The organism is Caballeronia grimmiae (assembly GCF_000698555.1).
In the GTDB taxonomy this organism is placed as follows: Bacteria; Pseudomonadota; Gammaproteobacteria; order Burkholderiales; family Burkholderiaceae; genus Caballeronia; species Caballeronia grimmiae.
The window spans coordinates 35,003-61,257 of sequence record NZ_JFHE01000029.1 but is presented as its reverse complement, the minus strand read 5'-3'; the positions used below and the strand labels follow the sequence as shown (position 1 = coordinate 61,257).

The 26,255-nt window shown below is 65.5% G+C and carries 21 protein-coding genes; 11 read left to right on the top strand and 10 right to left on the bottom strand.

Features of this window, described 5'->3' with window-relative positions; translation table 11 throughout:
- Positions 1 to 15 precede the first annotated feature (15 nt).
- Together BG57_RS23015 and BG57_RS23010 are read left to right on the top strand one after the other, a co-directional pair.
- A complete protein-coding gene (locus BG57_RS23015; protein WP_035968469.1) occupies positions 16 to 729 on the top strand; it encodes a heavy metal response regulator transcription factor in 714 nt (237 codons plus the stop codon).
- Positions 730 to 731: 2 nt separating this feature from the next.
- Entirely contained in the window at positions 732 to 2,183 is a 1,452-nt protein-coding gene (locus tag BG57_RS23010) for a heavy metal sensor histidine kinase (RefSeq protein ID WP_052005953.1), read from the top strand.
- A gap of 33 nt (positions 2,184 to 2,216) precedes the next feature.
- Here BG57_RS23010 and BG57_RS23005 read toward each other — a convergent pair whose 3' ends face one another.
- The 5 genes from BG57_RS23005 to BG57_RS22985 are packed head-to-tail and all read right to left on the bottom strand — an operon-like array spanning position 2,217 to position 10,461.
- A complete protein-coding gene (locus tag BG57_RS23005) occupies positions 2,217 to 4,964 on the bottom strand; it encodes a nitrate reductase (RefSeq protein WP_035968468.1) in 2,748 nt (915 codons plus the stop codon).
- Positions 4,965 to 4,969: 5 nt separating this feature from the next.
- Positions 4,970 to 6,226 (bottom strand): NAD(P)/FAD-dependent oxidoreductase, encoded by a 1,257-nt coding sequence (locus BG57_RS23000; protein WP_052005948.1) that lies wholly within the window; start codon positions 6,224 to 6,226, stop codon positions 4,970 to 4,972.
- Positions 6,223 to 6,564, bottom strand: a complete 342-nt coding sequence (gene nirD / locus BG57_RS22995) for a nitrite reductase small subunit NirD (RefSeq protein WP_035968466.1) — start codon at positions 6,562 to 6,564, stop codon at positions 6,223 to 6,225. Before nirD ends, BG57_RS23000 begins: the two co-directional genes overlap by 4 nt.
- Before the next feature lie 16 nt (positions 6,565 to 6,580).
- Positions 6,581 to 9,121, bottom strand: coding sequence for a nitrite reductase large subunit NirB (gene nirB / locus BG57_RS22990; RefSeq protein ID WP_035968465.1), 2,541 nt, complete (start codon positions 9,119 to 9,121; stop codon positions 6,581 to 6,583).
- A gap of 14 nt (positions 9,122 to 9,135) precedes the next feature.
- On the bottom strand, positions 9,136 to 10,461 hold the full coding sequence (locus tag BG57_RS22985) for an MFS transporter (RefSeq protein WP_035968491.1): 1,326 nt from the start codon (positions 10,459 to 10,461) through the stop codon (positions 9,136 to 9,138).
- 618 nt (positions 10,462 to 11,079) lie between these two features.
- On the opposite strand from BG57_RS22985, the gene cobA reads away from it, so the two are divergent.
- The 9 genes from cobA (at position 11,080) to BG57_RS22940 (ending at position 22,520) form a co-directional block, all read left to right on the top strand.
- Positions 11,080 to 11,844, top strand: a complete 765-nt coding sequence (gene cobA / locus BG57_RS22980; RefSeq protein WP_035968464.1) for a uroporphyrinogen-III C-methyltransferase — start codon at positions 11,080 to 11,082, stop codon at positions 11,842 to 11,844.
- Positions 11,845 to 11,939: 95 nt separating this feature from the next.
- Positions 11,940 to 12,515, top strand: a complete 576-nt coding sequence (locus tag BG57_RS22975) for an ANTAR domain-containing response regulator (RefSeq protein ID WP_035968462.1) — start codon at positions 11,940 to 11,942, stop codon at positions 12,513 to 12,515.
- Between the two features lie 19 nt (positions 12,516 to 12,534).
- Positions 12,535 to 13,662, top strand: a complete 1,128-nt coding sequence (locus BG57_RS22970) for a CmpA/NrtA family ABC transporter substrate-binding protein (protein WP_035968459.1) — start codon at positions 12,535 to 12,537, stop codon at positions 13,660 to 13,662.
- Positions 13,663 to 13,732: 70 nt separating this feature from the next.
- A complete protein-coding gene (locus BG57_RS22965) occupies positions 13,733 to 14,218 on the top strand; it encodes an adenosine-specific kinase (protein WP_035968457.1) in 486 nt (161 codons plus the stop codon).
- 399 nt (positions 14,219 to 14,617) lie between these two features.
- Positions 14,618 to 15,199 (top strand): DUF2760 domain-containing protein, encoded by a 582-nt coding sequence (locus BG57_RS22955; protein WP_035968453.1) that lies wholly within the window; start codon positions 14,618 to 14,620, stop codon positions 15,197 to 15,199.
- The gene (locus BG57_RS22950; protein WP_052005947.1) at positions 15,196 to 17,085 is read left to right on the top strand and encodes an Hsp70 family protein; all 1,890 of its coding nucleotides are present in this window, start codon (positions 15,196 to 15,198) and stop codon (positions 17,083 to 17,085) included. Before BG57_RS22955 ends, BG57_RS22950 begins: the two co-directional genes overlap by 4 nt.
- Positions 17,086 to 19,947, top strand: coding sequence for an Hsp70 family protein (locus tag BG57_RS22945; RefSeq protein ID WP_052005946.1), 2,862 nt, complete (start codon positions 17,086 to 17,088; stop codon positions 19,945 to 19,947).
- 194 nt (positions 19,948 to 20,141) lie between these two features.
- Positions 20,142 to 20,300 carry a hypothetical protein gene (locus tag BG57_RS33095; protein WP_160174742.1) on the top strand — a complete coding sequence of 53 codons (159 nt, stop codon included), beginning with the start codon at positions 20,142 to 20,144 and terminating at the stop codon, positions 20,298 to 20,300.
- Positions 20,301 to 20,525: 225 nt separating this feature from the next.
- Entirely contained in the window at positions 20,526 to 22,520 is a 1,995-nt protein-coding gene (locus BG57_RS22940; protein WP_035968452.1) for an ATP-binding response regulator, read from the top strand.
- Here BG57_RS22940 and BG57_RS22935 read toward each other — a convergent pair.
- From BG57_RS22935 to BG57_RS22915, 5 genes are all read right to left on the bottom strand, one after another.
- Positions 22,517 to 23,200 carry an alpha/beta hydrolase gene (locus BG57_RS22935; protein WP_035968450.1) on the bottom strand — a complete coding sequence of 228 codons (684 nt, stop codon included), beginning with the start codon at positions 23,198 to 23,200 and terminating at the stop codon, positions 22,517 to 22,519. The two genes, BG57_RS22940 and BG57_RS22935, sit on opposite strands and share 4 nt — an antisense overlap.
- A 16-nt stretch (positions 23,201 to 23,216) precedes the next feature.
- Positions 23,217 to 23,606, bottom strand: a complete 390-nt coding sequence (locus BG57_RS22930) for an MAPEG family protein (protein WP_035968446.1) — start codon at positions 23,604 to 23,606, stop codon at positions 23,217 to 23,219.
- 73 nt (positions 23,607 to 23,679) lie between these two features.
- Complete coding sequence (locus tag BG57_RS22925; RefSeq protein WP_035968444.1) at positions 23,680 to 24,531, bottom strand: metallophosphoesterase family protein; 852 nt, start codon at positions 24,529 to 24,531, stop codon at positions 23,680 to 23,682.
- Positions 24,528 to 25,547 carry a diacylglycerol/lipid kinase family protein gene (locus tag BG57_RS22920; protein ID WP_035968443.1) on the bottom strand — a complete coding sequence of 340 codons (1,020 nt, stop codon included), beginning with the start codon at positions 25,545 to 25,547 and terminating at the stop codon, positions 24,528 to 24,530. Before BG57_RS22920 ends, BG57_RS22925 begins: the two co-directional genes overlap by 4 nt.
- A gap of 119 nt (positions 25,548 to 25,666) precedes the next feature.
- Positions 25,667 to 26,107, bottom strand: a complete 441-nt coding sequence (locus tag BG57_RS22915; RefSeq protein ID WP_035968441.1) for a CBS domain-containing protein — start codon at positions 26,105 to 26,107, stop codon at positions 25,667 to 25,669.
- Positions 26,108 to 26,255: the final 148 nt, after the last annotated feature.

The following is a 26,255-nucleotide window of genomic DNA, read 5'->3' as shown; positions in this document are numbered from 1 at the left end:
AGCACAGGGGCAGGCATGAAAGTCCTGATAGTGGAAGACGAGCATAAGGTGGTGGACTACCTGCGCTCGGGATTGACCGAGCAAGGCTGGGTCGTCGATATCGCCATGGACGGCGAAGAAGGCACGCATCTCGCGATCGAATACGACTACGACGTGATCGTGCTCGACGTGATGCTGCCGCGCCGCGACGGCTTCGCGGTCCTCAAGGCGCTGCGTCTGCAAAAATCGACGCCCGTGATCATGCTCACCGCACGCGATCACATCAACGATCGCGTGCGCGGCCTGCGCGAAGGCGCGGACGACTATCTCACGAAGCCCTTCTCGTTTCTCGAACTCGTCGAACGGTTGCATGCGCTCGCACGCCGCACACGCGCGCAGGAATCGACACTGATATCCGTGGGCGATTTATACGTCGACCTCATCGGCCGCCGCGCCACCCGCGATGGCGTAAGACTCGATCTGACCGCGAAGGAGTTCCAGCTTTTGAGCGTGCTCGCGCGCCGTCACGGCGACATTCTCTCGAAGACGGCGATCACCGAACTCGTTTGGGAAGTCGATTTCGAGAGCCATACGAATGTCGTCGAAACCGCGATCAAACGCTTGCGCGCGAAACTCGACGGGCCGTTCCGCACGAAGCTGCTGCATACCGTGCGCGGCATGGGCTATGTGCTCGAAGTGCGCGAGCCGCGCGACATGCGCGAACCGAGGGAAGACGCGAGGCCATCATGAAGGTGCAGCGTTCCATCGCGCGGCGGCTTGCGGTGATGTTCGCGCTCGTCGCGCTGTTCGTGTTTTCGCTCGTCGGCTCAGGGCTCTTCCTGGTGTTGCGCATGCAACTGGAGCAGCACTTGCGCGATTCACTCGATAATCGCGCGGAAATTGCACGGCTCATCGTTTCCCATGCTTCAAATCCGGACAAGTGGAAGATCGCGAAGGAGAAGCTCGCCGACATCACTCCGCGCGACGGCTCGACGCTCTTCGCAGTGACTAGCAACGACCCGCGCTTCAGTTATGGCCTGCCGCCCGCGGGCCGCGTCGTCAAGCATGTGCTCGGCGGTTATGCGCGCTTCCGGCCCGAAGGCCGCGCCTACGACATGCTGATGACGACGCTGACCATTCCGCCTTACGCGGATCGTCCGCCGCTGCAGTTGTTCGTCGCGGTCGATTGCTCGCCGAATGTACGCACGATGCGCGTGTTCGGTCTGGCGCTCGCGGCGCTGCTCGCGCTTGCAACCGTTGCCGTGCTGTTGCTCAGTTATTCGGTTGCGCGGCTCGGTCTCGCACCGCTGACACGGCTCACGCGCGACGCGCAGAACGTGAGGCCCAACAACCGGTCGCAACGGCTCGATACGCGTTCGCTGCCCTTCGAACTCGAAGACCTCGCGAAGTCCTTCAACGGCGCGCTGGAGCGGCTCGACCATGCGTATGGGCGTCTCGAATCGTTCAACGCGGATGTCGCGCACGAGTTGCGCACGCCGGTCACCATTCTCATCGGTCAAACGGAAGTGGCGTTGACGCGCGATCGCTCCATCGACGAACTGCGCCACACGCTGCAATCCAATCTCGAAGAATTCGAGCGCGTGCGCGCGATCATCAACGACATGCTGTTTCTCGCACGAGCCGATCAGGGCGAACGCGCGACCGGTCTCGTGGAAGTCTCGCTTGCGGCCGAAGTGCATCGCACGCTGGAGTTTCTGGAGATTCCGCTCGAAGACGCTCAAGTGCGCGCGGTATCGAGCGGCGACGCCCGCGCCTTCGTCAACACATCGCTATTTGGCCGTGCGCTGTCTAACCTCGTGATGAACGCAATCCAGCATTGCGCGCCGGGCGCAACGATATCCGTGTCGATTGCGCGTGAAAACGGACACGTGCGCGTCGCGGTGACGAATCCCGGCGAGCCGATTGCGCCGCCTATCATGGAGCATCTGTTCGACCGCTTCTTCCGTGCGGAAAGCTCACGCACGAACAGCCGCGAGAATCATGGCCTCGGGCTCGCGATCGTCAAGGCCGTGGCGGAGATGCACCGCGGCACGGTGTCGGCGACGAGCGCGAACGGCGTCAACACGTTCGCATTCTCCATCGCACGCTTCGGCAATGATGATCGTCCGATCGGCTCGACGCACGCCGTGCCGCAACATACGCCGGCGCGTGGCGACAAGATAGGCGTGCGGTCCGCAGGTTAAACAGATTCAGTCGCGGCATCCATGCCGCTCGTATCACACGGTACTGAGCCGCGCCATCTCCGTTTCGACGATCAGCTTCTTCAACTCCGGCACGCAAGAACCGCAGTTTCCGCCCGCTTTCACGCAAGCGGTGACGTCGGCTGCCGTCTTGAGGTTCTTGTCGCGTATCGCATTGCAGATGGTATTGCGGCCCACGCCGAAGCATGAACACACTGTCGGCCCGGTGTCCTCGCCCTTGCCGACCGGCTGACCGAGCAAGAGACTCACCCGGTCTTCATCGTCGAGATAATCTTTCGAAAACAGGCTCGCAAGCCAGGCACGCGCCGGCAGATCCGGGCGCTCGGAGATGAAGATGCAATGCTCGATGCGGTCGTTCACCACATGCGCCGCGCGATAGATACCCGCGCTCTTGTCTTCGTATTCGATCCAGTCGGCGTGCGGATCGTCGATAGCGAAAAACGCACGCGCCCATTCGCGATGATCCCCATGCGCCGCATCGAAACGATTGCGTCCCGCAAGTTCATAGCGCACGAAGCGGGCGCCGTGTACGCGGGTCCAGTGCGTGACGGTATCGAGCGCGGGGACGTCGCGCGAGAACGAAAAGCCATGCCACATCACATGGAACTTCTCGACCGCAACGGGCGTGTGCTTGAATTCAGGCTCGCCGGAAACGGGATCGACGACGGGGTTCACCACTGCGCCGGCTCGCGCATCCGATGCCACCTGATCGTTCCAGTGAATCGGCACGAACACGCTGCCGCGCGGCATGCCGCCGCCATGCTGCACGCGCGCGATCATCGAACCCCAGCGGCTCGTGATGCGCGCAAGCTCGCCCTCGCGCACGCCGCACGCAAGCGCGTCTTGCGGATGCATGTCGATGAACGATTCGCTGATGTGTCCGGCGAGCTTCTCTGAACGGCCAGTGCGCGTCATCGTGTGCCACTGGTCTCGCACGCGGCCCGTATTGAGCACGAGCGGATACTCGGCATCCGGCGCGTTGACGGGCGCGCGCGGCGGTGTCGCGATGAAGCGGGCGCGGCCATCGGCATGGCTGAAGCGTTGCGTGTCGAAGAGGCGTGCGGCGCCAGTCTCATCCTTCGCGCGCAGCGGCCATTGCACGGGCTCCAGGGCATCGTATCGCTCGCGATCGAGCGCAGTCAGTCCGCCGATATGAAACGCACGAGGCACGCCATCGGACGCATCGTTGCGATACGCCGAGAGACGGGCGTGTTCGTCGAAAATCTGATGCGGGCCTTCGAACTCGAAACCATCGAAATTCATGCGGCGCGCCACATCGCAGATGATGTGCCAGTCCGCGCGCGCGTGTCCCGGCGCCGGAATAAACGCACGCTGACGCGATATGCGCCGCTCGGAATTGGTCACGGTGCCGTCCTTCTCGCCCCAGCCGAGCGCGGGCAGCAGCACATCGGCGAACGCATTTGTGTCTGTCTTCTCGATGATGTCCGAACTCACCACCAGTTCGCACTTCGCAAGCGCACGCTTCACGCGATCGCCATCAGGCAGGCTCACGACCGGATTGGTGCCCATGATCCAGACCGCTTTCACGCGGCCTGCTTCGATCGCATCGAAGAGATCGACGGCCTTGAGGCCCGCACGTTGCGCGATGCGCGGCGAGTGCCAGAAGGTCTGCACGATCTCGCGATGCAGCGCATCGTCCAGTTCGAGATGCGCCGCGAGCGTGTTCGCGAGGCCGCCGACTTCACGGCCGCCCATCGCGTTCGGCTGGCCGGTGAACGAGAACGGCCCCATGCCGGGCTTGCCGATACGCCCCGTCGCAAGATGACAGTTGATGATGCTGTTGACTTTGTCGGTGCCCGCGCTCGACTGGTTCACGCCCTGCGAGTACACCGTCACGACGCGCTCGGTGCGCGCAAACAAGCGGTAAAACGTCATCAGGTCATGCGCGTCCAGCTTGCAATCCCTGGCAAGCTGCGCGATATCGGCGGGCATGGCCGCTGCGAGCGCGGCGTCATAGCCGTTCGTGTGGGCGTCGATGAAAGCGGCATCGGTTGCGCCGTGCTCCGCGAGAAACGCCAACAGTCCGTTGAAGAGCCGCACGTCGCTGCCCGGCTTCAACGGCAGATGCAGATCGGCCATCTCGCACGTCGCCGTATAGCGAGGATCGATCACGACGATCTTCACATCCGGGCGCGCCTCCTTCATCTTGATGATGCGTTGAAACAGGATCGGATGGCACCATGCGGTATTCGATCCGACCAGCACGATGAGGTCCGCAAGTTCGAGGTCCTCGTAATTCATCGGCACGAGGTCTTCGCCGAATGCGCGCTTGTGCCCTGCCACCGACGAAGACATGCACAGCCGCGAGTTCGTATCGATGTTCGCGCTGCCGATATAGCCCTTCATCAGCTTGTTCGCGACGTAATAGTCTTCGGTTAGCAATTGCCCCGACACGTACAGCGCGACGGCATCCGGACCGTGCTCGTCGATGATGCGCGCGAAGCCGCTCGCCACCGTGCCGATCGCATCGTCCCATGACACGTCGGAGAGTGCGCCGGTTGTTCTGTCGCGCAGCTTCGGACTCAGCAAGCGTCCTTCCAGTCCGACGGTTTCGCCCAGCGCCGAACCCTTCACGCATAGCCGCCCGAAGTTCGAAGGATGCGCTTCATCGCCCGCGATGGCGACATCGACGGCGCTGCGAGGCGTCGCCTTCACGCCGCAGCCGACGCCGCAATAAGGGCACGTCGTGCGCACGGCAGCCGGCACGTTCGGGATGATGGGAATGCTCGCTTTCATATTCATGCTGTCTATGCGCCCGCTTCGCAAAGCGTCTTGCCGAACAACAAACGCCCGCGCAGATGCGATACATCCGTGCGGTTCTGAATCAGCTCGAAGTACCACGCGCCGTCTTTCACGTCGCCGTATAGCACCGCGCCGATCACACGTCCCGCCTGCAGCACCACGCGCTTGTAGACGCCACGGCGCGGATCGCGCAACACGAGGTCTTCGCTATCGTCGCCGCCGATGAAGTCGCCCGCGGAATACAGGTCCACGCCCGTGACCTTGAGCTTCGTCGCGGTCGCGCGCTGCACATAACGCCGATGCCCCGCGCCCGCGAGATGCGCGCCCGCCACGCGCGCCTGATCCCAGATCGGCGCAACGAGGCCGAACGTGGCGGAACGATGCTGCACGCATTCGCCGACCGCATACACCCGCGGATCGAAGGTCTGGAGCGTATCGTCGACGACGATAGCGCGATCGCAATGCAAGCCTGCTGCTTTCGCGAGCGCGATATTCGGGCGCACGCCAGCGGTCATCACGACGAGGTCCGCGTCGATTTGCGTGCCATCGGCGAAGCGTACCGCGCGCACGCGCTCGTCGCCGATAATCTCCGTCGTCTGTGCGGCCATCACGAAACGCAGTCCCTTTTCCTCGAGCGAACGCCTGAGCAAAGCCGACGCGCTCGCATCGAGCTGACGGTCCATCAGGCTGTCGCTCGCATGAACGACCGTTACCGACATGCCCTGCCGCTGCAGGCCGTTCGCCGCTTCCAGCCCGAGCAAACCGCCGCCGACGATCACCGCATGACGATGATCGCGTGCCGCTTCGAGCATTACTTCGACATCCTGTATATCGCGGAATGCAATCACGCCGGGCAGATCGCAACCGGGCACCGGAATGATGAACGGTTTCGATCCCGTCGCGATCAGCAGACGATCGTATTGCGCCTCGACGCCGTTCTCCGAACGGACGATGCGCCGCGCGCGATCGATCTCGACGACCGCATCGCCCGCATGCAGCGTGATGCCGTTCGCCGCATACCAGTCGCGCGTATTGATGATGATGTCGTCCATGCGCTTCTCGCCCGCGAGCACCGGCGAAAGCAGAATGCGGTTGTAATTGCCATGCGGCTCCGCGCCGAACACGGTGATGTCGTACAGGTCGGGCGCGATCTTCAACAGCTCCTCGACGGTGCGCATGCCCGCCATGCCATTGCCGATCACCACGAGCCGCTGACGCGCCATCACCCCCGCCGCAGCCGCAACCGCGTATTCGGTCTTCATGCCGCGATCCAGACCTTGCCGGCCGCGACGCGCGCGCGATACGCATTCACCGAACGCTCGGGCGCTTCGAGGCATTCGCCCGTGCGCAGATCGAAGTGCTGCTTGTAGATCGGCGACGCGACGACGATGCGCTCACCCACGCTCCCGACGATGCCGCGCGACAACACGGCCGCTTGCGAATGCGGATCGAAGTTGTCGATGGCATACACGGACGAATCGCCCGCGACGTGAAACACGGCCACTTGTGCGCCGTTGACGAGCGCGCAGACGCCCGTGTCCGGGACGATGTCGTCGAGTGCGCAGATGGGCGTCCAGTCCTGTTCGATGCGATCGTTCATGGTGTGGTCCTCTCGTTCAGACGGTTTCAACGACTACGGGAATATCGATGCGCTTCATCGTGCGTTCTTCAGGCGTCGCAGGACGAATCTGGCCGCGCTCTTCGACGAAGCGAACGTTCGCATCGCGCTCGTCGCTGTTCACGAAGTGACGGAAGCGCTTGCGCGTATCGGGATCGGTGACGGCCTTCTTCCACTCGTCCTCGTAGCTGTCGACGACATGCTGCATCTCGGCTTCGAGTTCGGCGGCGATATCGAGCTTGTCGTTCACGACGACATCGATCAGATAATCGAGGCCGCCTTCGAGGTTGTCGCGCCATACGCTCGTGCGCTGCAGCCGATCCGCCGTGCGCACATAGAACATCAGGAAGCGGTCGATATAACGCACTAGCGTGTCCTGATCGAGATCCGACGCGAGCAGTTCGGCATGACGCGGCTTCATGCCGCCGTTGCCGCAGACATAGAGGTTCCAGCCCTTCTCCGTCGCGATAACGCCGATGTCCTTGCCCTGCGCTTCAGCGCATTCGCGCGTGCAGCCCGACACGCCGAACTTGATCTTGTGCGGCGTGCGCAGGCCCTTGTAGCGGTTCTCCAGTTCGACCGCGAGCCCGACCGAATCGCCGACGCCATAGCGGCACCACGTCGAACCGACGCACGACTTCACCGTGCGCAGCGCCTTGCCATAGGCATGCCCCGACTCGAAGCCCGCTGCGATCAGTTCTTCCCAGATGAGCGGCAGTTGCTCGACGCGCGCGCCGAACATATCGACACGCTGACCGCCGGTGATCTTCGTATAAAGACCGTATTTCTTCGCAATCTGCCCGACCGCGATGAGTCCATCCGGCGTCACTTCGCCGCCCGGCATGCGCGGCACCACCGAGTACGTGCCGTCGCGCTGGATATTGGCGAGGTAGTAGTCGTTGGAATCCTGCAGGCTCGCGTGCTCTTTCTTCAGCACGAATTCGTTCCAGCACGAAGCGAGAATGTTCGCCACGGCCGGCTTGCAGATATCGCAACCGAGTCCTTTGCCATGCTTGGCAAGCAGCGATGCGAACGTGCGATGCCCTTCCACGCGCGCAATGTGATACAGCTCCTGCCGCGAATAAGGGAAGTGCTCGCACAGATGGTTGTTCACGGCGAGTCCCTGACGCGCCATCTCCGACTTCATCACCTGCGTGACGAGCGGCACACAGCCGCCGCACGACGCGCCTGCTTTGCACGCGCTCTTCAACGCGCCGATACTCGTTGCGCCCGCGCACACGGCCGCGCAGATTTCAGCTTTGCTCACGTTGTTGCACGAGCAAATCTGCGCGGCATCGGGCAATGCTTCGACGCCGAGCGCAGGTCTCGCCTTGCCGTCGCTTTGCGGAAGGATCAGGAACTCGGGCGCTTCGGGCAGCTCGATCCTGTTCAGCATCATTTGCAGCAGCGTGCCGTATTCGGCTGCATCGCCGACCATCACGCCGCCCAGCAGATACTTGCCGCAACCGGACACGACGAGCTTCTTGTACACCTGCTTGCGCTCGTCGCTGAACTGGTACGAACGGCTGCCCGGCGTCTTGCCGTGTGCATCGCCGATGCTCGCGACATCCACGCCCATCAGCTTGAGTTTTGTGCTCATGTCCGCACCGGCGAACGCGGCTTCGTCGCCCATAATTCGTTTTGCGACGATGCGCGCCATGTCGTAGCCCGGCGCGACCAGTCCGAACAACTGGCCCTGCCACAACGCGCATTCACCGATGGCGTAGATGTCCGCATCGCTCGTGCGGCATGCGTCGTCGATGAGGATGCCGCCGCGCGGACCGATCTCGAGTCCCGCTGCACGCGCGATATCGTCGCGCGGACGAATACCCGCCGAGAACACGATCATGTCCGTGTCGAGATGCCCGCCATCCGCGAAGTTCATGCGATTCACGGCGTCTTCGCCATCGACGATGGCAAGCGTGTTGCGGTTCGTATGCACCGTCACGCCCAGTTCTTCGATCTTGCTGCGCAAGACGCGCCCGCCGCCTTCATCGACTTGCACCGCCATCAGGCGCGGCGCAAATTCGACGACATGCGTGGTCAACCCCATGTCACGCAGCGCCTTCGCGGCTTCGAGTCCGAGCAGTCCGCCGCCGATCACCGTGCCTGTTTTCGCGCGGGCGCCGAACGCCTGCATCGCTTCGAGATCTTCGATCGTTCGGTAGACGAAGCATCCATCGCGCTCCCGCCCTTCGACCGGCGGCACGAACGGGTACGAGCCGGTTGCTATCACGAGCTTGTCGTACGCAAGCGTCTCCCCGGTCGATACCGTGACCGTGCGCGCCGCGCGATCAATCGACGTGGCCTTCGCGTTCAGCTTCAGCGCATAACCGCTGCGCTCGAAGAAGCCCTCTTCGACGAGCGAAAGATCGTCCGCGGACTTGCCCGCGAAGAACTCCGACAGACGCACGCGATCGTATGCGGCACGCGGCTCTTCGCACACGACGGTGACATGCAGCGCATCGTTGCTGCTCTGCGCGAGACACTCGAGGAACTTGTGGCCGACCATGCCGTGGCCGATGACGACGATTTTCATGACTGGACCTTGCCTCAGTGGGCGACGCTGTTGTTGACGGCGAGTGCGCTTTCGCGCAGCGCGGCTTCGCGCGCCTTGTGTTCGGGGGAGAAGCGCACGGCGAGCGCACACAGCGCGGAACCGGCGACGAGCACGCCGAGCAGCGACAGCGTCTGCTGCACATCGCCGACGCCTTTCATCAGGAAGCCCGCCGCCACCGCGCCGACGTTGCCGCCCGCGCCGATCACGCCTGCCACGCCGCCGAGCGCCTTGCGGTCGATGAACGGCACGAGCGCATACGTCGCGCCGCAGGCCATGTGCGTGAAGAGACCGAACACGAGCATCGCGATGATGGCGAGCGCCGCGCTGCCCGCATGCGCAAAGGCATAGAGTCCGATGCCTTCGCCCGCGATCAGCGCGAACAGCAGCGTCGCGCGAATATCGAGGCCGCGTTTCGCGGCGGCCTTGTCGGAAAGCCAGCCGCCCAGCGCGCGAGCGAACAGCGCAAGCAGTCCGAAGCTGCCCGCCGCCATGCCCGCTTCGCCGAGCGTGAGCTTGAAGTGATCGACGTAGTACACGGCCGCGATGTTATGGATGAACACTTCGACGCCGAAGCACGCGCCATACGTCACGAAGAGCATCCACACGCGATAGTTCGTGCAGGCGGTGACGAAGCTGGCCCAGCCGCCTTTCTTGCCGCCGTCGATGGCGATGCCCGCACGGCGCAACTCCGCGAAATCGCCTTGCGGGCAGTCCTGCGTGTAGCGCCAGTAGAAGAACGCCATGACCGGCATCGCGATGCCCGGCACGATCAGCGCGATGCGCCATGCCGATGCCTCGCCCGCACCCAGCACGATCGCCGCGGCGACGAGAAGCGGCACGATGGCCTGCGCCGCGCCCGCGCCCGCATTGCCCCAGCCGGCGGTCGTCGCGTTCGCGGTGCCGACGACGTTCGGCGCGAACATCACCGACGTGTGGTATTGCGTGATGACGAAGCTCGCGCCGATTGCGCCAATCGCGAGACGGCACCAGAGAAAGCTGTCATATCCCGTCGACAGCGCCGCGCCGATCACGGGCAACGCACCGGCGAGCAACAGCGCGCTGTACACCTTGCGCGGGCCGAAGCGATCGCACATCGGGCCGACGACGAGACGCACGAGAATGGTCACCGCCACCGCCGCGATGTTGATGTTCGCGATTTGATCCGCGTTCAAGCCATATTCGCGCTTGATGAGCGGCATCAGCGGCGCGCATGCGAACCATGCGAAGAAGCATACGAAGAACGCCATCCACGTGAGATGGAACGCGCGCATCGGCGCACTGCGCATGCTGAAGAGATCGATTCGGGTGGCTTTATCCATTCTCTTGGTCGCAAAAAGAAAGGCGTCCCGCGCACCGAGCCTTTCGAGCCAGATGCGGGGGACGCCGTTGTCCAATGCCCGTCTGGCTCTACGAAGCCGGGGCGCTATGTTCAGGACGGATCGCCGTTGATCCGATGGCAGGACTAAAGGCAAGGCCTATGCCATGCGCGTTGCATCAGGCTGAGAGCCTTATGCGGCATGGCTTTGCGCGATGCGTGCACTGAGCGCGGGCATCGCAATCACGCAGCTTTGTGATGCGGCGCGGCACAGGCGTGGTGCGACGCAGCACTGATGACGTGCGGTGGTCGCTTGTGTCTCCGAACTTTGTACGATCCGGTTAGCCCGTTCGACGATCACCCGATGGAGGCATCCACGCGCCGCACGGGTGCGTCTCGCGCATGATCGGTGCGCGTTCAAGAAAAGGACATGCCGTAAAGCCTTATCGCGCTGAAATGGCCCGCTTATTGCATTGGTGAAAGCGCCACCGGCAACGGCGCTGGCGGCAACACAAGAACATGGAACTCAGGACAATGGCGTCCCTCGTGCCCGACACGAGCGGACGCTTTGCGTGTTCGCCGGGTCGAACCGTCTCCCGATACAAGCAAACACGACACGACGATGACCTCCGGAAAAGTCACCCTTCTCAGTGCAGGCCCCGGCGATCTCGACCTGCTGACGATCCGCGCCGCGAAAACGCTCGCCGCCGCCGATGTCCTGCTCGTCGACGACCTCGCCAACGCGGACATCGTGACGCTCGCGCCGCAAGCTCGCGTGATTCGCGTCGGCAAGCGCGGCGGCTGCAAGTCCACGCCGCAAGCGTTCATTCAGCGCCTCATGCTGCGTTATGCGCGAAAGGGGCTGCACGTGGTGCGCGCAAAGGGCGGCGACGCGCTGCTGTTTGGCCGCGCAGGCGAAGAGATCGCCGCCTTGCGCGATGCGGGGATCACGGTCGATATCGTGAACGGCGTGTCGTCGGGATTCGCGGCGGCGGCGGGCCTGGGCATTTCGCTCACGCATCGCGATCATTGCCAGGGCGTGACGTTCGTCACCGCGCACATGCAGGATCACAGCGAGCCCGACTGGCGCGCGCTCGCGGCCACCGGCATGACGCTCGCGATCTATATGGGCATGAGCCGCATCGCCGGCATCGCGCAGAGCTTGCTCGACGCGCTGCCGGCGACGACGCCCGCGGCGGTCGTGCAGCACGCGGGATCGTCGAAAGAGAAGCGGCTCGTGACGACGCTCGGGCGTCTCGCCGACGACGCAGCCGCCGCCCGCCTCGGCAGCCCCGCCGTCATTTTCGTGGGCGCGGCGATAGGCGAAGCCGCCGAATTTTCGGCGCAGCGCGAACGCCAGGGTCACGGCATGGCGCACGCGGCATGATCCGCGTGATTCGGCCTATGCCATTCGGCCAGATGTTCAGCGAAGGTGCATCGCGCTAAAGTCCAACGAACGGATACACCTCTAAACGCCTCACGATGCTTCGCGTTCTTCTCGTCACCGACACCGACAAGCCCATCGGCGATCTGCGCGACCAGCTCGCGCGTCTCGGCTATGAGATGCTCGCGGAAGCTGCCGCGCCCGCTCAGTTGCATGCGGCCGTGGAGAGTCAGAAGCCGGACGTCGTCATCATCGATACGGACTCGCCTTCGCGCGACACGCTCGAACAGCTCGCGGTGATGAACAAGGCCGCGCCGCGTCCCGTGCTGATGTTCAGCAACGACGCGGACCAGCAGTTCATCCGCGCGGCGGTTGGTGCGGGCGTGACCGCGTATTCCGTCGAAGGTCTCGCGCCGGAGCGGCTCGCGCCGATCATCGAAGTCGCGCTTGCCCGCTTCGCGCATGAAGCGCAGTTGCGTCAGCGGCTCGAGCAAGTCGAAAGCGAACTGGCGGAACGCAAGGTCATCGACCGGGCGAAGCGGCTCCTGATGGAACGGCGCGGCATGTCGGAGAACGACGCTTACGCCACCCTACGCAAGCGCGCGATGGATCAGGGCGTCAAAGTCGCCGAGATCGCGCGCCAGCTTCTTTCGCTTGCCGATCTGCTGCGGTAATCAAGAACCCCGAGCATCCATGAATTCGCCTGTCACGCCTCCTTCCGCCAGCCTCACGCCCGAACGCCCGCATGTGCGGCTCGGCTTCGTCGCCCTGAGCGACGCCGCGCCGCTCGCCGCCGCCGCTTTGCGCGACATGGGGCGGCGGCATGGCATCAGTATCGAACTGTGCCGGCAGCCCTCGTGGGCGGCGGTGCGCGACAAGCTGCTGTCGGGCGAACTCGACGCCGCTCACGCGCTGTACGGGCTCGTCTACGGCGTGCAACTGGGCATCGGCGGGCCGCGGGCGGACATGGCCGTGCTGATGGTGCTCAACCGCAACGGTCAGGCGATCACGCTGTCGAGTCCGCTTGCGGACGCCATCGAGCGGGGCGCGAGCGTGAAAGACGCACTCGCGTCGCTCGGACGCCCCCCGGTGCTCGCGCAGACGTTCCCGACCGGCACGCACGCGATGTGGCTCTACTACTGGCTCGCGACGCAGGGCGTGCATCCGCTTTCGGACGTGCGCAGCGTCGTGATCCCGCCGCCGCGCATGGCCGATGCGCTCGTCGAAGGCGCGCTCGACGGTTTCTGCGCGGGCGAACCGTGGCATGCGGTGGCCGAGGCGCGCGGCGCGGGGCGCACGGTCGTCCATACGAGCGAGATCTGGCCGGATCACCCGGAGAAAGTGCTCGCGTGCCGGCGGGATTTCGTCGCGCTGTATCCGAACACGGCCCGCGCGCTCGTTCGCACGATGCTCGACGCATGCGAATGGGTGGATGCGCAGGAGCATCGGCTGGAAATCGCGGACGCGCTGGCGGCGTCCGGCTTGCTCGGCGTGCCGCGTGAGCTGATCGCGTCGCGGCTCGGGCCTGTCGAGGGCGTCGCGCCGCTGCGTTTCTTCGATGGTGGCGCGGTGAACTATCCGCGCGTGTCCGACGGCCTGTGGTTCATCACGCAGTATCGTCGATGGGGCATGCTCTCAGGCAATGGCGACGACGACGCCGTCGCCGCAGCCGTCAACCAGACCGCGCTGTATGCGCAGGCGGCGCAGGAAGCAGGCGTCGCGCTTCCCGCCGAGCGTCGAATCTCGACGTTGTGCGACGGCCGCGTATGGGACGGCAGCGACGCGAAGGCGTATCTCGCCGGGTTCGACATGCGCGCATAGGAGCGTCGATGGCGCGCCGACCGCCTACCATTAGGGTTGCCATGCAGCGATCCTGAAACGGAGGTGCGCCATGCAACTGTTCGCCATCGGCATCGAGAAGCCGAACAACACCAACTTCATTCTCGGCCAGTCGCATTTCATCAAGACGGTCGAAGACCTGCACGAGACGCTCGTCGGCGCGGTGCCGGGCATCCGCTTTGGTCTCGCTTTCTGCGAGGCATCGGGCAAGCGGCTGGTGCGCGCGTCGGGCACGGACGAGGCTCTCGTCGAGCTGGCCACGCGCAATGCTGAGAATATCGGCGCGGGGCATAGCTTCATCATCGTTCTCGGCGATGGCTTCTTCCCTGTCAACGTGCTCAATGCGGTCAAGGCGGTGCCCGAGGTCTGCCGCGTGTTCTGCGCGACGGCGAATCCGACGCAAGTGCTCGTCGCGCAGACGGACCAGGGGCGCGGGATCATCGGCGTGGTGGACGGACTGCCGCCGCTCGGCGTCGAAAGCGCGGACGACGTGCGGTGGCGGAAGGACCTGCTGCGGCAGATCGGGTATAAGGCTTGAGGGCTTGAGGGCTTGAGGGCTTCTGATGGGCCGGGCGGGCGCGATTGTCAGGCGTCCCCGGAGCCGTCGCGCAACCGGCCGGGGCCGCGCCTTGACTTGCCCGCGCAAATCGCGAGAATGAGGCCCGCCCCGAAGCCGGGCGGCATCGGCCAGCGAGCGCCCGCCAGCGGCGGAACGGGCCGCCCCGCGCGTTTTCCCTCGCGATGCGCGACATCATGGACAATATCGGGATGCGGTGCGCTTGCACCCAACGATTTCGCGAGGCGGCAGCGCATCTGGAACAGCATCCACGGCGATCGGCGCGATTCCAGCCGATGCGCCACCGAACACGCCCACCGGCGCCGCTCCGAGGATAAGGTCGTCCCCGGAGCGGTCGACAAGAACACAGGAGCATCACATATGACCGACATGAATCCGTCCTTCTTCGGCCGGCTGTCCATTGCCTTCGGCGCCTTCTTCGGCATCCTCGGCAACAGCAATTTCGCGGGCCGCGTCCAGCGGCTGCGCGAAACACAACATGCGCCGGAAGCGCCGGACATGCACGTCCCGACGCCCGCGGCGGCCCCGGTTTCGACGCCCGCGCCATCGCCGCTGACGGAAGCGAACCCGGTCGCCGCGCTTCAGTTGCTGGGTCTTTTGCAACGGGACGCGCGCTTCATCGATTTCGTCGAAGAAGACATCGCCAATTACGGCGACGCGGACATCGGCGCGGCTGCGCGACTCGTCCACGATGGCTGCCGCGCCGTGCTGCGCGAGCATTTCACGATCAAGCCGGTGCGCAGCGAAGCCGAAGGCAGCCGCATCACCCTGCCCGATGGCTTCGATGCGAGCGCCGTGCGGCTCACGGGCAACGTCGTCGGCAAGCCGCCGTTCAACGGAAGCATCAGCCATCGCGGCTGGAAGGTCGAGCAAACGCGCCTGCCGAAGCTCGCGCAGACGCATGACGCGAGCATCGTCGCGCCCGCCGAGGTGGAGCTATGAGCGATTACAACGAACCGCATCGCGAGCAGGCTCGCTTTTCGATCGGCGTCGATCTCGGCACGACGCATTGCGCGCTGTCGTACGTCGACATGTCCGCGAGCGACGGCGAAAAGACCACGCAAGGCGTGCTGCCGATCGCGCAACTCACCGCGCCCGGCGCCGCCGAAGAGCGCGAGTTGCTGCCGTCGTTTCTTTATCTTCCCCATGCGAACGAACTCGCGCCGGGCGATCTCACGCTGCCGTGGACGCAGGAGCGGCCGTACATCGTCGGGGAACTGGCGCGCAGCCGTGGCGCGGGCACGCCGATCCGCCTCGTGTCGAGCGCGAAAAGCTGGCTCTGTCATCCCGGCGTGGATCGCCGCGCGGCGATTCTTCCCGCCGATGCGCCCGAAGAAGTCGAGCGCGTGTCGCCGCTCGAAAGCTCGGTGCGCTATCTGACGCATCTGCGCGAAGCGTGGAACTACGCGCATCCGGATGCGCCGTTCGATCAGCAGGACGTCACGGTGACGATCCCCGCCTCGTTCGATCCCGCCGCCCGCGAGTTGACCGCCGAAGCGGCCGCGACCGCAGGCTACGGCCGCATGACGCTGCTCGAAGAGCCGCAAGCCGCGCTGTATAGCTGGATTCAGAAGTCCGCTGGCGGCTGGCGCAAGCAGGTCCAGGTGGGCGATGTGATTCTCGTCGTCGATGTCGGCGGCGGCACGACCGACCTGTCGCTGATCGCGGTCGTCGAGCGCGAAGGCAATCTCGAGCTGCATCGCGTGGCGGTCGGCGAGCACATCCTGCTCGGCGGCGACAACATGGATCTCGCGCTCGCGCACGTCGTCGCGCGCAAGCTCGCAACCCAAGGCACGCAGCCCGATCCGTGGCAACTGCGCGCGCTTACCTACGCGTGCCGTTCGGCGAAGGAAACGCTGCTGTCCGATCCGAACACGGACACCGTGCCGCTCGTGGTGCCGAGCCGCGGGTCCAAGCTGATCGGCGGATCGCTGCGGACCGAACTCACGCGCGCCGAACTGACGCAGATTCTGCTCGAAGGCTTCTTCCCTCACGTCGATGCCGCCGCGCGTCCCGTCAGCCGTGCGCGCGTGGGTCTGACGCAGCTCGGCCTGCCGTACGCGCAGGACGCCGCCGTCACACGTCACCTTGCCGCGTTCCTCGGCCGTCAGGTGAATGCGCTCGCCGAAGTGGAGGGCTTGCAGCACGAGACGCCCGCCGGTGCGACGCTGCTTCACCCGACCGCCGTGCTGTTCAACGGCGGCGTGTTCAAGTCGCCGCTACTGGTCGAGCGCGTGATGACCACGCTCAACGCGTGGCTCGCCGCCGAGAACGCGCCCGCCGCACGGCTGCTCGAAGGCGCGGACCTCGATCTCGCGGTCGCGCGCGGAGCCGCTTATTACGGCTACGTGCGGCGCGGCAAGGGCGTGCGGATTCGCGGCGGCACGGCGCGGGCCTATTACATCGCGGTCGAATCGGCGATGCCGGCGGTTCCCGGCCTGGAGCCGCCCGTGCAGGCGCTATGCGTCGCGCCGTTCGGCATGGAAGAAGGCACCGAAGCCGCGTTGCCGGCGCAGGAGTTCGGGCTCGTCGTCGGGGAGCCGGTGCGGTTCCGCTTTTTCGGATCGTCGGTGCGCCGGCAGGACACCGTCGGCACGCTGCTCGATTACTGGCAGCCGGACGAATTGCAGGAGCTCGAAGAAATCGAAGCATCGCTGCCGACGGAAGGCCGTACGTCCGGCGAAGTCGTGCCGGTCAGGCTGCACGCCCGCGTGACCGAAGCCGGCACGCTCGAACTCGAAGCGCTGCCGCGCAATTCGCCGGAACGCTGGAAAGTCGAATTCGATGTGCGCGGCAGCGTCGGCGCGGATCAGGGCATGGGTCTGTAAGTGTCCGCCGCGCGCAAGAAGAAGCCGGTGCAGGCGCGCTTTCGCGTCGGCATCGATCTCGGCACGAGCAATACGGTCGTCGCTTACGCGGCGTCCGGCTCGAACGATATCCGCATCTTCGAGGTCGACCAGTTGATCGCCGCCGGCGAGGTCGCGGCGCAACCGCTGCTGCCGTCATTGCGTTATCACTTCGCGCCCGGCGAACTCAAGTCCGAAGACCTGCAATTGCCGTGGGGCGAGATGGAAGCGCCCGCCGTCATCGGCAGGTTCGCGCGGACGCTCGGCGCGCAGGCGCCGGGGCGGCTCGTATCGAGCGCGAAAAGCTGGCTGTCGCACGCGGCCGTCGATCGCCTCGCGCCCATTCTTCCGTGGGGCGCGGGCGACGACATCGAAAAGATCTCGCCGGTGGTCGTCAGTGCAAGCTATCTGGCGCATGTCCACGCGGCGTGGAACGAGCGCTTCCCCGACGCGCCGCTCGATGCGCAGGACGTCGTGCTGACCGTACCCGCTTCCTTCGACGAAGGCGCGCGCGCCCTCACGCTCGAAGCGGCGAAGATGGCGGGGCTCGAAACGCTGCGGCTGCTGGAAGAGCCGCAAGCCGCGTTTTATGACTGGCTGTTTCATCATCGCGAGACGCTGAGCGACGAACTCGCCGATACGCGGCTCGTGCTGATCTGCGATGTCGGCGGCGGCACGACCGATCTCACGCTCATTCAGGTCGAAGCCAACGCCAACGCCGGCGGTGAGCCGCTGCTGACGCGCATCGGCGTCGGCAACCATCTGATGCTCGGCGGCGACAACATGGACCTCGCGCTCGCGCATCTCGTCGAGAAGCGGCTCGCGGGCGATGACGGGCGTCTGTCCGCGGCGCGTTTGTCGCAACTCGTCGAACGCTGCCGCGCGGCGAAGGAACAATTGCTGGATGAGCACGCGCCGGCGTCCACGTCGATCACGCTGCTCGGCGCGGGATCGAAGCTGATCGGCGGCGCGCGCTCGGCGGAAGTGACGCGCGAGGAAATCGAGCGGATCATCGTCGAGGGCTTTTTTCCGCTGGTTTCAGGCAACGAGCGGCCGGGGCGGGCGCGCGGCGGGCTCGTGGAGTTCGGGCTGCCGTACGCGAGCGATCCGGCCATCACGCGCCATGTCGCCGCGTTTCTCGCGCAGCACGCGACGCAGGCGCGCGAAGCGTTGAGCAAAGATGAGCCAGCGGACGCCGCGCAAGAAAGCGGCGCGGATGCACGCGATGCGCCCCCGCTCGCCGTCCCCGACACCCTGCTCCTGAACGGCGGCGTCTTTCGCGCCGGGCCGCTTGCACGCCGCATCGCCGATACGCTCGGCAACTGGCGCGGCGCGCCCGTTCACGTGCTCGCCAACGACCATCCGGACGTGGCCGTCGCGCGCGGTGCGGTCGCGTATGCGCTCGCGCGTGCGGGTCATGCGCCGAAGATCGGCGGCGGATCGGCGCGCAGCTATTTCCTGCTCCTCGACGAGGAAGGCGACGCCACGCGCGGCGTCTGCGTGCTGCCGCGCGGCACCGAAGAAGGCCAGCCGATTCATCTCGCCGATCGCACCTTCGCGCTGAGGCTCGGCTCGCCGGTGCGTTTTCACCTCGTCTCGTCGGTGGCGGATACCGCGTACAAGGCGGGCGAGATCGCGGACGTGAGCGCATCGGCGGGCGACTTCGTGCGCCTGCCGCCGATCGCCACCATCGTCGATGCGCGCGGTGAGGCGCGCGCCGGTGCGAGCGTCGGACCGCGCGAGACGCCCGTGCAACTGACGACATCGCTGACCGAAGTCGGCACGCTGGAAATGCACTGCATCGCCATCGACGATCCCGCGAAACGCTGGCTCCTCGAATTCCAGCTACGCCGCGACGAACCGAACGCCGACGCGATGCAGACGCAACCGCAGACGCATCCGGCCTTGCCGAAGGCCATCGAACTGATCGACCGGACCTTCGGCACGCGCGCGAAGGACGTCAGCCCCAAGGAAGTGAAGCGCCTGCGCGCGCATCTGGAAGAGGCGCTCGGTCCGCGCGACACATGGGACATCGCGCTGCTGCGCGAACTCTTCGGTGCGCTGTGGGACCGCGCGAAGAAACGCCGGCGCACCGCCGATCACGAGCGGCTGTGGCTCAATCTCGCGGGCTACTGCATGCGGCCGGGCTTCGGGCATCCGCTCGACGAATGGCGCGTCGAGCAGTTGTGGACGCTTTTCGATCAGGGCATTCAGTACGTCAACGAAAACCAGGTCTGGTCGGAATGGTGGACGCTCTGGCGCCGCGCCGCCGGCGGTCTCGACGAAGCCGCGCAGTTGCGCCTGCTCGACGACATGGCGTTCTTCCTTCAGCCGCCCGGCGCGAGCCGTTACCGCCGTGCGGCGGGTGCGGCCCGCGCGGGTTACGAGGACATGGTGCGGCTCGCGGCATCGCTGGAGCGCGTGCCGGTCGAACGCAAGATCGAGGCGGGCGAGTGGCTGCTCACGCGCCTGAAAAAGCCGTCGGAGAATCTGCAGAGCTGGTGGGCGGTCGGACGCATCGGCGCGCGGCAGCCGTTTTATGGCAGCGCGCATGGCGTCGTGCCGCCGGGCATCGCCGAGGCGTGGCTGAAGACGATCCTCGCGCTCGACTGGAAAAAGGTCGAGCCGGCGGCGTTCGCGGCCGTGCAGATCGCGCGCATGACGGGCGACCGCTCTCGCGACGTGTCCGACGAGGTTCGCGCCGCCGTCATCGAACGACTGGAGACGATGGGCGCGGCGCAGTCGTGGATCGCGATGGTCCGCGAGACTGTCGCGCTGGATCGCGCCGACGAAGGCCGCGTGTTCGGCGAAACGCTGCCGGCGGGGCTGAAGCTGATCGGCTGAAGTATCGGCTGCGAAGTATCGGCTGTGAAGCGGCGGCTATGAAGCGGCGGCCAAGAAAGCGGCGGCGGGCCGCATCGAAATGCTTCGCTCTCAGAAGCTTTTTCGCGCGTCCGCCCGCGATCGCTTGAATAGCGGCTACCCGCATCCTATGGTTATCAGTGTGTCGCTTCGACACTTACTGAAGGAGGTCCCTCATGCCATCGCCACGCAAGGCTCAGGCGAGCCATCCCGCCGAAACGGAAATGTCCAGCCGCAAAAAGACAGCCGGCAGCAAAGCGTCCACCACCAAAAGCACGGGCGCCAAGGAAACCAGCGTCACGAAACGCACGACCAAGGCCAAACCGAAGTCGTGAGCATGCGCTGAACGCGCAGCGCCCGCGTTGCGCCGGGCATCGATCGTGGCTGTCCTTCGAAACGGCGAGCACCTTGTCAAGCGCTCGCCGTTCGGCATTTCTGCGCACCGCCCGCTCGCGCACAGCACCCGAAAAGTCCGCCGCCCGGCAAAAAAGACGTTTCTATCCGATCGCCGTAGCCTAAAGTAGTTATTCCCTCCGCTCTCGCCCGACCGGGCCCCGACGATGGCCGTTCCGCAACGCGCCGCCACCGTGCGCACCCGAGGCATGCTCGCCGCCGCCGCGCGTGAAGCCGGCGCGAGCCTCGTGCGCAATCTGTCGATTCCCGCGCCGTTCGCCGACGCAGCGCTCGAAGCGCAATTTCTCGAAGACCACAGCCAGCGCTTCTGCGCGTTTCGGCGCGCATCGGCGCTGCTCGCGCTCGTCATCTGGACGTGCTTCCTGTGGTGGGATTTCAGCTTCGTGCGCGGCAACAAGGCGCTCAACGTGCGCCTCGCCGACATCCTGGCGCTGCGGTTCGCGGGCGTCGCGCTCCTGATTTGCGTCGGCTTTCTGGTGCTGCGGCCGTCGTTCAGATCGCACGCGATGGCGCACCGGGTCATCCTCACCGGCATCTACGGGCTGCTGTGCCTCATCCTGACGATGGTCGCCATCACGCCCGCGCCCTATAACTACACGCAGTATTTCATCGGGCTGTATCTGGCGCTCTTCTTCCAGTTCAGCTTCTTCTACCTGCGCTCGCGGCTCGCGCTGATGGTCGGCGTCGTCACGATGGCCGCGGTCGTGTTCCTGCAGATCACCGTGCGCCTGCTCAATCCGGAAGACTTCTTCGCGGGCCTCTTCTATATGTTCAACGTGGTCGTCGTGGGCCACGGCGTCTGCGCGCACGCCGAGCGGGTATCGCGCGAACGCTATCTGGCCGAGCGCGCGCTCGCGTCGCTCAATGACGAACTGCGCTCCGCGAACGGCTCGCTCGAGCGCAAGAACCGCGAACTCGAAGTGGCGAAGAAGGATCAGGAGACGAAGACGCACGCGCTGCTCGCCTTGCGCGAACAACAGATGATCGCCGCGCAGACCGCGAGCCGCGAGAAGTCGAACTTCCTGGCCGCCGCGACGCACGACCTGCGCCAGCCGATGCACGCGCTCAACCTGTTTTTGCAGGCCGCCGCCGAAGCCATCCGCAACGGCGAGTTCGCGCAGGCCGAGCGGCTGATCGACGAATGCGGGCGCTCGTCGGTCATCCTCGCGCGGCTGTTGAACGCGGTGCTCGACCTGTCGCGGCTGGAATCCGGGCGCGTCGTGCCGCGCTACCACGTGTTCGACGTGCGGGAGATCGTCGAGGAAGCAGCCGAGCAGTTGCGCCCGTTTGCGGCGAGCCGCGGCGTCGACCTGCGCTTGCGTCTGCCGAAAGACGACGTCGTCTGCGTGCGGAGCGACTCGCACTGGCTGTGCCGTGCGGTCGCGAATCTGGTGTCGAACGGCATCAAGTACGCCGACACGGGCAAGCAGACGAAGCCGACGGTCATCGTGGGCGTGGTGCGGTCGCCGACGCGTGCGCGCATCGACGTGCTCGACAACGGCATCGGCATTCCTGCCGATTATTTCGACGCAATTTTTCAGCCGTTCTTTCAGCTCGACAACCCGGAGCACGATCGCGACAAAGGTCTGGGGCTGGGGCTGTCGATCGTCAACGCGGTCGTGTCGATGCTGGACGAACATCGCATCGAACTGAAGTCCGCCGAGGGGCGCGGCTCGCGTTTTTCGCTGGAGATGCCGCAGTGCGGGCCGTCGCCCGACACGCCTGCGGGCCGTGCGCCGGCGCGCACGGAGGCGGCGGAAGCGGCGCAACTGGAGGGGCGTTACGTGTTGCTCGTGGAAGACGATGGCCTCGTGCGCGCGTCGACCGAAGCGCTGCTGGCGCAATGGGGCGTGCTCTACGACTCCGCCGCGACCTTCGAGGAATACGAGGAGATTCTCGAGACGATCGAACGCTTCCCCGACCTCATCATCACCGATTACCGGCTGCGCGACTTCAAGACGGCGCGCGAAGTCGCGATGCTCGCCGCGCTCAGGCTCGGGCGCGCGTGCGCTTGCCTCGTCGTGACCGGCGAACCCGCGGCGACCATCGTGCCGCTCGCGTGCGAACACGACGTGCTGAGCAAGCCGGTCAGTCCGGCCGAATTGCGGCGCGAAATGGTGTCGCTCATCGCCGGGAACTAGCTTTTCGCAGCCGCGAGACGCGCGCCGAACCATTCGCGCAGCGCTTCGACTTCTTCCATGCAGACCGTGTGCGCCATCGGATAGGTATGCCAGTCGACAGTGCAACCCAGTTCGCGTGCGAACTCGCAGGCGTCCTGGCCGAGCTGCACGTCGAGCACGTCGTCGAATGCGCCGTGGGCCGCAAAGACCGGCGCATGGCGGTTGGCCTCGCTGACCGACGCATCGATCAAGCCTTTCGACGGGATGTAGCCCGACAGCACGATCAACCCTGCGAGCCGCTCCGGATGCGTGAGCCCCGCCTGATACGTCATCGCGCCGCCCTGCGAGAAGCCCGCGAGAAAGATGCGCTCGGAGGCGATGCCGCGCCGGTTCTGCTCCGCGATCAGCGCACGCACGCTTTTCACCGACGCATCGATGCCCGCCTCGTCCACGCGCCTCACGATGCCCTCGAAGGAGAGAATGTCGTACCACGCGCGCATCACGTAGCCGTTGTTCGCGGTCACGGCAATTTCCGGCGCGTTCGGAAACACGAAGCGCACGGCGGGGGCATCGGCGAGGCGCAGTTCGGGCACGAGCGGCACGAAGTCGTTGGCGTCCGCGCCGAGGCCGTGCATGAGGATCACGGCGAACTCGGGATTCGGCGCGGTTTCGATTTCGACGGTCGATGGTGAATCGGTCATGCGGACTCCGTATGCCTCAGATGATCGGGACGAGCACCTGCACGATGCCCACGATGGATATCAGCCACACCAGCGACCGGACGAACGGCACGCCCGCCGCATACAGCGGCACGTAGACGAGCCGCGCGCCGAAATAGGTCAGCGCGCCGGAATGCGTGAGCGCGTTCTCGCGTCCGGTTACATGGACGATCAGCACGGCGATCGCGAACACGGGCAGCGTTTCGAAGAGATTGGCCTGCGCGCGCATCAGGCGGCCGGTCAGCTTGCCGGGCGGCGGCGCGGGGCCATCGCGCGGGCCGGCGTTGTAGCGGATGCCCGTCTCGCGGTTGCGCACGAACGCGGGCAACAGCACTTGCACCAGGGCGAGGACGAGCGTCCACGCAAGCATGGTCAGTTCGAAGGTCATCGGGGCTCCGGGGCGGGTGGCGTGGCGGCGTCCATTCTGTCATGTGCGCAGCGCGCGTGCCCGGGGCGGCGGGTCATCCGGCGGACGTCACCGCCGCCGCTTGCGTCGCGCCATCGAGCGCCAGGTCGTGCTTCGCGCGCTGCTCGAAGCGGTCGCCGGTGTCGGCGTAGTCCCATCGTTCGACGACGACGCGCCGCCCGGCGGCATCGCTTGCATCGACGCAATAGCGGATCACGTTCACCGAATTGCCGATGCTTCCCCGCGTGCGCGACGACAGCGCCGTGCCCGCCTGCACCGCCCATAGCCGGCGCGGCAGATTGGCGAACGTATCGTGGAGCGGCAGCACATACGGCAAGTGAATATGCCCGCCGACGATCAGATCCGCGCCCGCTCGCGCCCAGCGCGGCACCGCGCGCTCGCGTCCGTGCAGCAGATTGTCTTCGTCCTGCGCGCGCGTGACGGCAACCGGCTGATGCGTCACGACGATCCGCAACTGCCGCGCAGTCGCCGACTCGAGCCGCGCCGAGACGCGCTTCACCTGCTGCATCGACACTTCGCCGTCCTTGTGCCGATACGGCCGCGTCGTGTTGACGCCCAGCACCATCACATCGCGCGATTCGAACGACGGCTCCAGTTCCGCGCCGAACGCGCGCTGATGATTCGCGTACGGCTGGAAGCATCGCGCGAACACGTTGAAGAGCGGGATATCGTGATTGCCGGGCACGACGAGCGCGGGCGTCGCGCCGAGCGTATCGAAGAACGCGCGCGCCGCCGCGAACTGGCGCTTGCGGGCGCGTTGCGTGATGTCGCCGGAGACGATCACGAGATCGGGCGGCATCGTCTCGATGAGGCGGGACAGCGCCGCGACCACCCGAGGCTGCTCGGTGCCGAAATGCGGATCGGAAATCTGCAGCAGCAAGGTCATGAGCGATTGGCTTCCGCCACGGCGGGTTCGGGCTTCAGGAGCAACAGCGGCTTTTCGGACACGCGGAATTCGAGCGGCAGGTCGAGCCACGCGATTTCGCCATCGGTCGCGATCTTGATGCGGCGGCGCTTGTCCTTCGGCCGCGTTGGCCGCGCCACGGTGATGCGGTCGAAGGTGAAGCTCATCACGTGGTCCGAATCGCTCAGGCGGCCCGCCGCTCCGCGCAGCGTGAGAATCAAATGCGCGAGCCGGCCAACGGGCCGAGGCGCAATCGCGACGAGCAAGCCATATTCCACCGCCTTCGCCTCGGCCATGCCGATCTGCTCCAGCTGCAATCGGTTATTGCCGACGAACAAGGTCGACGAACGCACTTCGCGCGTGCGTCCCTCATGCTCGATATGCAGGCGCAAATGCCGATGCCGCCGCAGCAGCGTGAAGAGCGCCGACCACATCGCGACCAGACGGCTGCGCCCGAACTGTTGCTTGTACGTCTCGCGATCTTCGAGCAGCTTCGGATAGAGGCCGAGACTCGCGTTGACGATGAACATGCGGTCGTTCACATAGCCGACCTGCACCGGATAGGCGCGCGCTTCGAGCAGAAGTTTCGTCGATGCGTCGAGATCGGCGGGAATGCCGTGATCGCGGCTGAAGTAATTGAACGTGCCGCGCGGCAGCACGGCGAACGGCACGCCCGCCGTGAGGGCGGCTTCGGCCACCGTGCAAAGCGTGCCATCGCCGCCCGCGCCGACGAGCACGCCGTCGTCCGTGCGAGCGCGCTCGGCGGCTTTGCGCGCGGTCGCGGCGAGTTCGCGCGGATCGGTGACGACGGAGAGGTCGAAGCGGCGGCCGGCTCCGCCCAGCTCGCGTTCGAGGACGGCGCGGGTTTCATCGACCTGTTTGCGGCCCGAGCCTGCGTTCATCACGACGAAAAACGGCGCGCCGGGCGAAAGCGCGCGTGCGCGTTGCTCGCTTTGAGCAATCGGGGCGGCGTCGGTGGATTCGGCGGGCACGTTCATCGGCAGCGCTCCTTGCGGTCGTCGCGTGTTTGCGCGCGCCGGCGAGGTGGCCGGCGAACCCTGCCGATTATAACGATACGCTTACAGTTTCAGCGCAAGCCGAACGTTCGATGCGATGCTCAGGTGTGTTCGCCGCGAATGTAGTACTCGAGTTGCTGAATGGTGAACTGCTGTTCGGAGATGATGTTCTTCACCAGATCGCCGATGGAGATCATGCCGACGAGCTTGCCGTTGTCGATCACCGGAAGATGGCGCATGCGCTTGTCGGTCATGAGCGCCATGCAGTCGTCCGTGGTCTGGTCGGGGCGCACGTAACGCACGTGCGAAGTCATGATGTCGCGCACCGGCGTTTCTTTCGATGACCGGTCCATCAGCACGACTTTGCGCGCGTAGTCGCGCTCGGTCATGATGCCGACGATTTCCTCGCCCTGCGTGACGAGCACCGCGCCGATGTGCTTGTCGGCCATGAGCTTGATCGCGTCGTAGACCGGCGACGTCTCGGAGACTGTATAGACCGTCTGGTCCGGTTTTGCGTTGAGCACTTCTGCGACTGTTGCCATCGACCGCCTCCGTTGGCTTCGCGTGTTCGCCGGCCCGGCGATGGCCGGTGAGCGCGCGCTTCGTTGTATCCGCGATGCGTTGCTGCGCCTGCTGTCGAGCGTAAGGCTTCCGACGCGATGCCTTCATCGGCATTAACCCGACCATTTG

Bases quoted from the DNA above. Each gene is read 5' to 3' on its own strand.
- BG57_RS22940 (WP_035968452.1), top strand. From the start codon at position 20,526: ATGGCCGTTCCGCAACGCGCCGCCACCGTGCGCACCCGAGGCATGCTC.
- BG57_RS22965 (WP_035968457.1), top strand. From the start codon at position 13,733: ATGCAACTGTTCGCCATCGGCATCGAGAAGCCGAACAACACCAACTTC.
- BG57_RS23015 (WP_035968469.1), top strand. From the start codon at position 16: ATGAAAGTCCTGATAGTGGAAGACGAGCATAAGGTGGTGGACTACCTG.
- BG57_RS22935 (WP_035968450.1), bottom strand. From the start codon at position 23,200: ATGACCGATTCACCATCGACCGTCGAAATCGAAACCGCGCCGAATCCC.
- BG57_RS23005 (WP_035968468.1), bottom strand. From the start codon at position 4,964: ATGAATATGAAAGCGAGCATTCCCATCATCCCGAACGTGCCGGCTGCC.
- BG57_RS23000 (WP_052005948.1), bottom strand. From the start codon at position 6,226: ATGAAGACCGAATACGCGGTTGCGGCTGCGGCGGGGGTGATGGCGCGT.
- BG57_RS22920 (WP_035968443.1), bottom strand. From the start codon at position 25,547: ATGAACGTGCCCGCCGAATCCACCGACGCCGCCCCGATTGCTCAAAGC.
- BG57_RS22925 (WP_035968444.1), bottom strand. From the start codon at position 24,531: ATGACCTTGCTGCTGCAGATTTCCGATCCGCATTTCGGCACCGAGCAG.
- BG57_RS22975 (WP_035968462.1), top strand. From the start codon at position 11,940: ATGCTTCGCGTTCTTCTCGTCACCGACACCGACAAGCCCATCGGCGAT.
- nirB (WP_035968465.1), bottom strand. From the start codon at position 9,121: ATGAAAATCGTCGTCATCGGCCACGGCATGGTCGGCCACAAGTTCCTC.
- BG57_RS22970 (WP_035968459.1), top strand. From the start codon at position 12,535: ATGAATTCGCCTGTCACGCCTCCTTCCGCCAGCCTCACGCCCGAACGC.
- BG57_RS22930 (WP_035968446.1), bottom strand. From the start codon at position 23,606: ATGACCTTCGAACTGACCATGCTTGCGTGGACGCTCGTCCTCGCCCTG.
- BG57_RS22950 (WP_052005947.1), top strand. From the start codon at position 15,196: ATGAGCGATTACAACGAACCGCATCGCGAGCAGGCTCGCTTTTCGATC.
- nirD (WP_035968466.1), bottom strand. From the start codon at position 6,564: ATGAACGATCGCATCGAACAGGACTGGACGCCCATCTGCGCACTCGAC.
- BG57_RS22915 (WP_035968441.1), bottom strand. From the start codon at position 26,107: ATGGCAACAGTCGCAGAAGTGCTCAACGCAAAACCGGACCAGACGGTC.
- BG57_RS33095 (WP_160174742.1), top strand. From the start codon at position 20,142: ATGCCATCGCCACGCAAGGCTCAGGCGAGCCATCCCGCCGAAACGGAA.
- BG57_RS22955 (WP_035968453.1), top strand. From the start codon at position 14,618: ATGACCGACATGAATCCGTCCTTCTTCGGCCGGCTGTCCATTGCCTTC.
- BG57_RS22985 (WP_035968491.1), bottom strand. From the start codon at position 10,461: ATGGATAAAGCCACCCGAATCGATCTCTTCAGCATGCGCAGTGCGCCG.
- cobA (WP_035968464.1), top strand. From the start codon at position 11,080: ATGACCTCCGGAAAAGTCACCCTTCTCAGTGCAGGCCCCGGCGATCTC.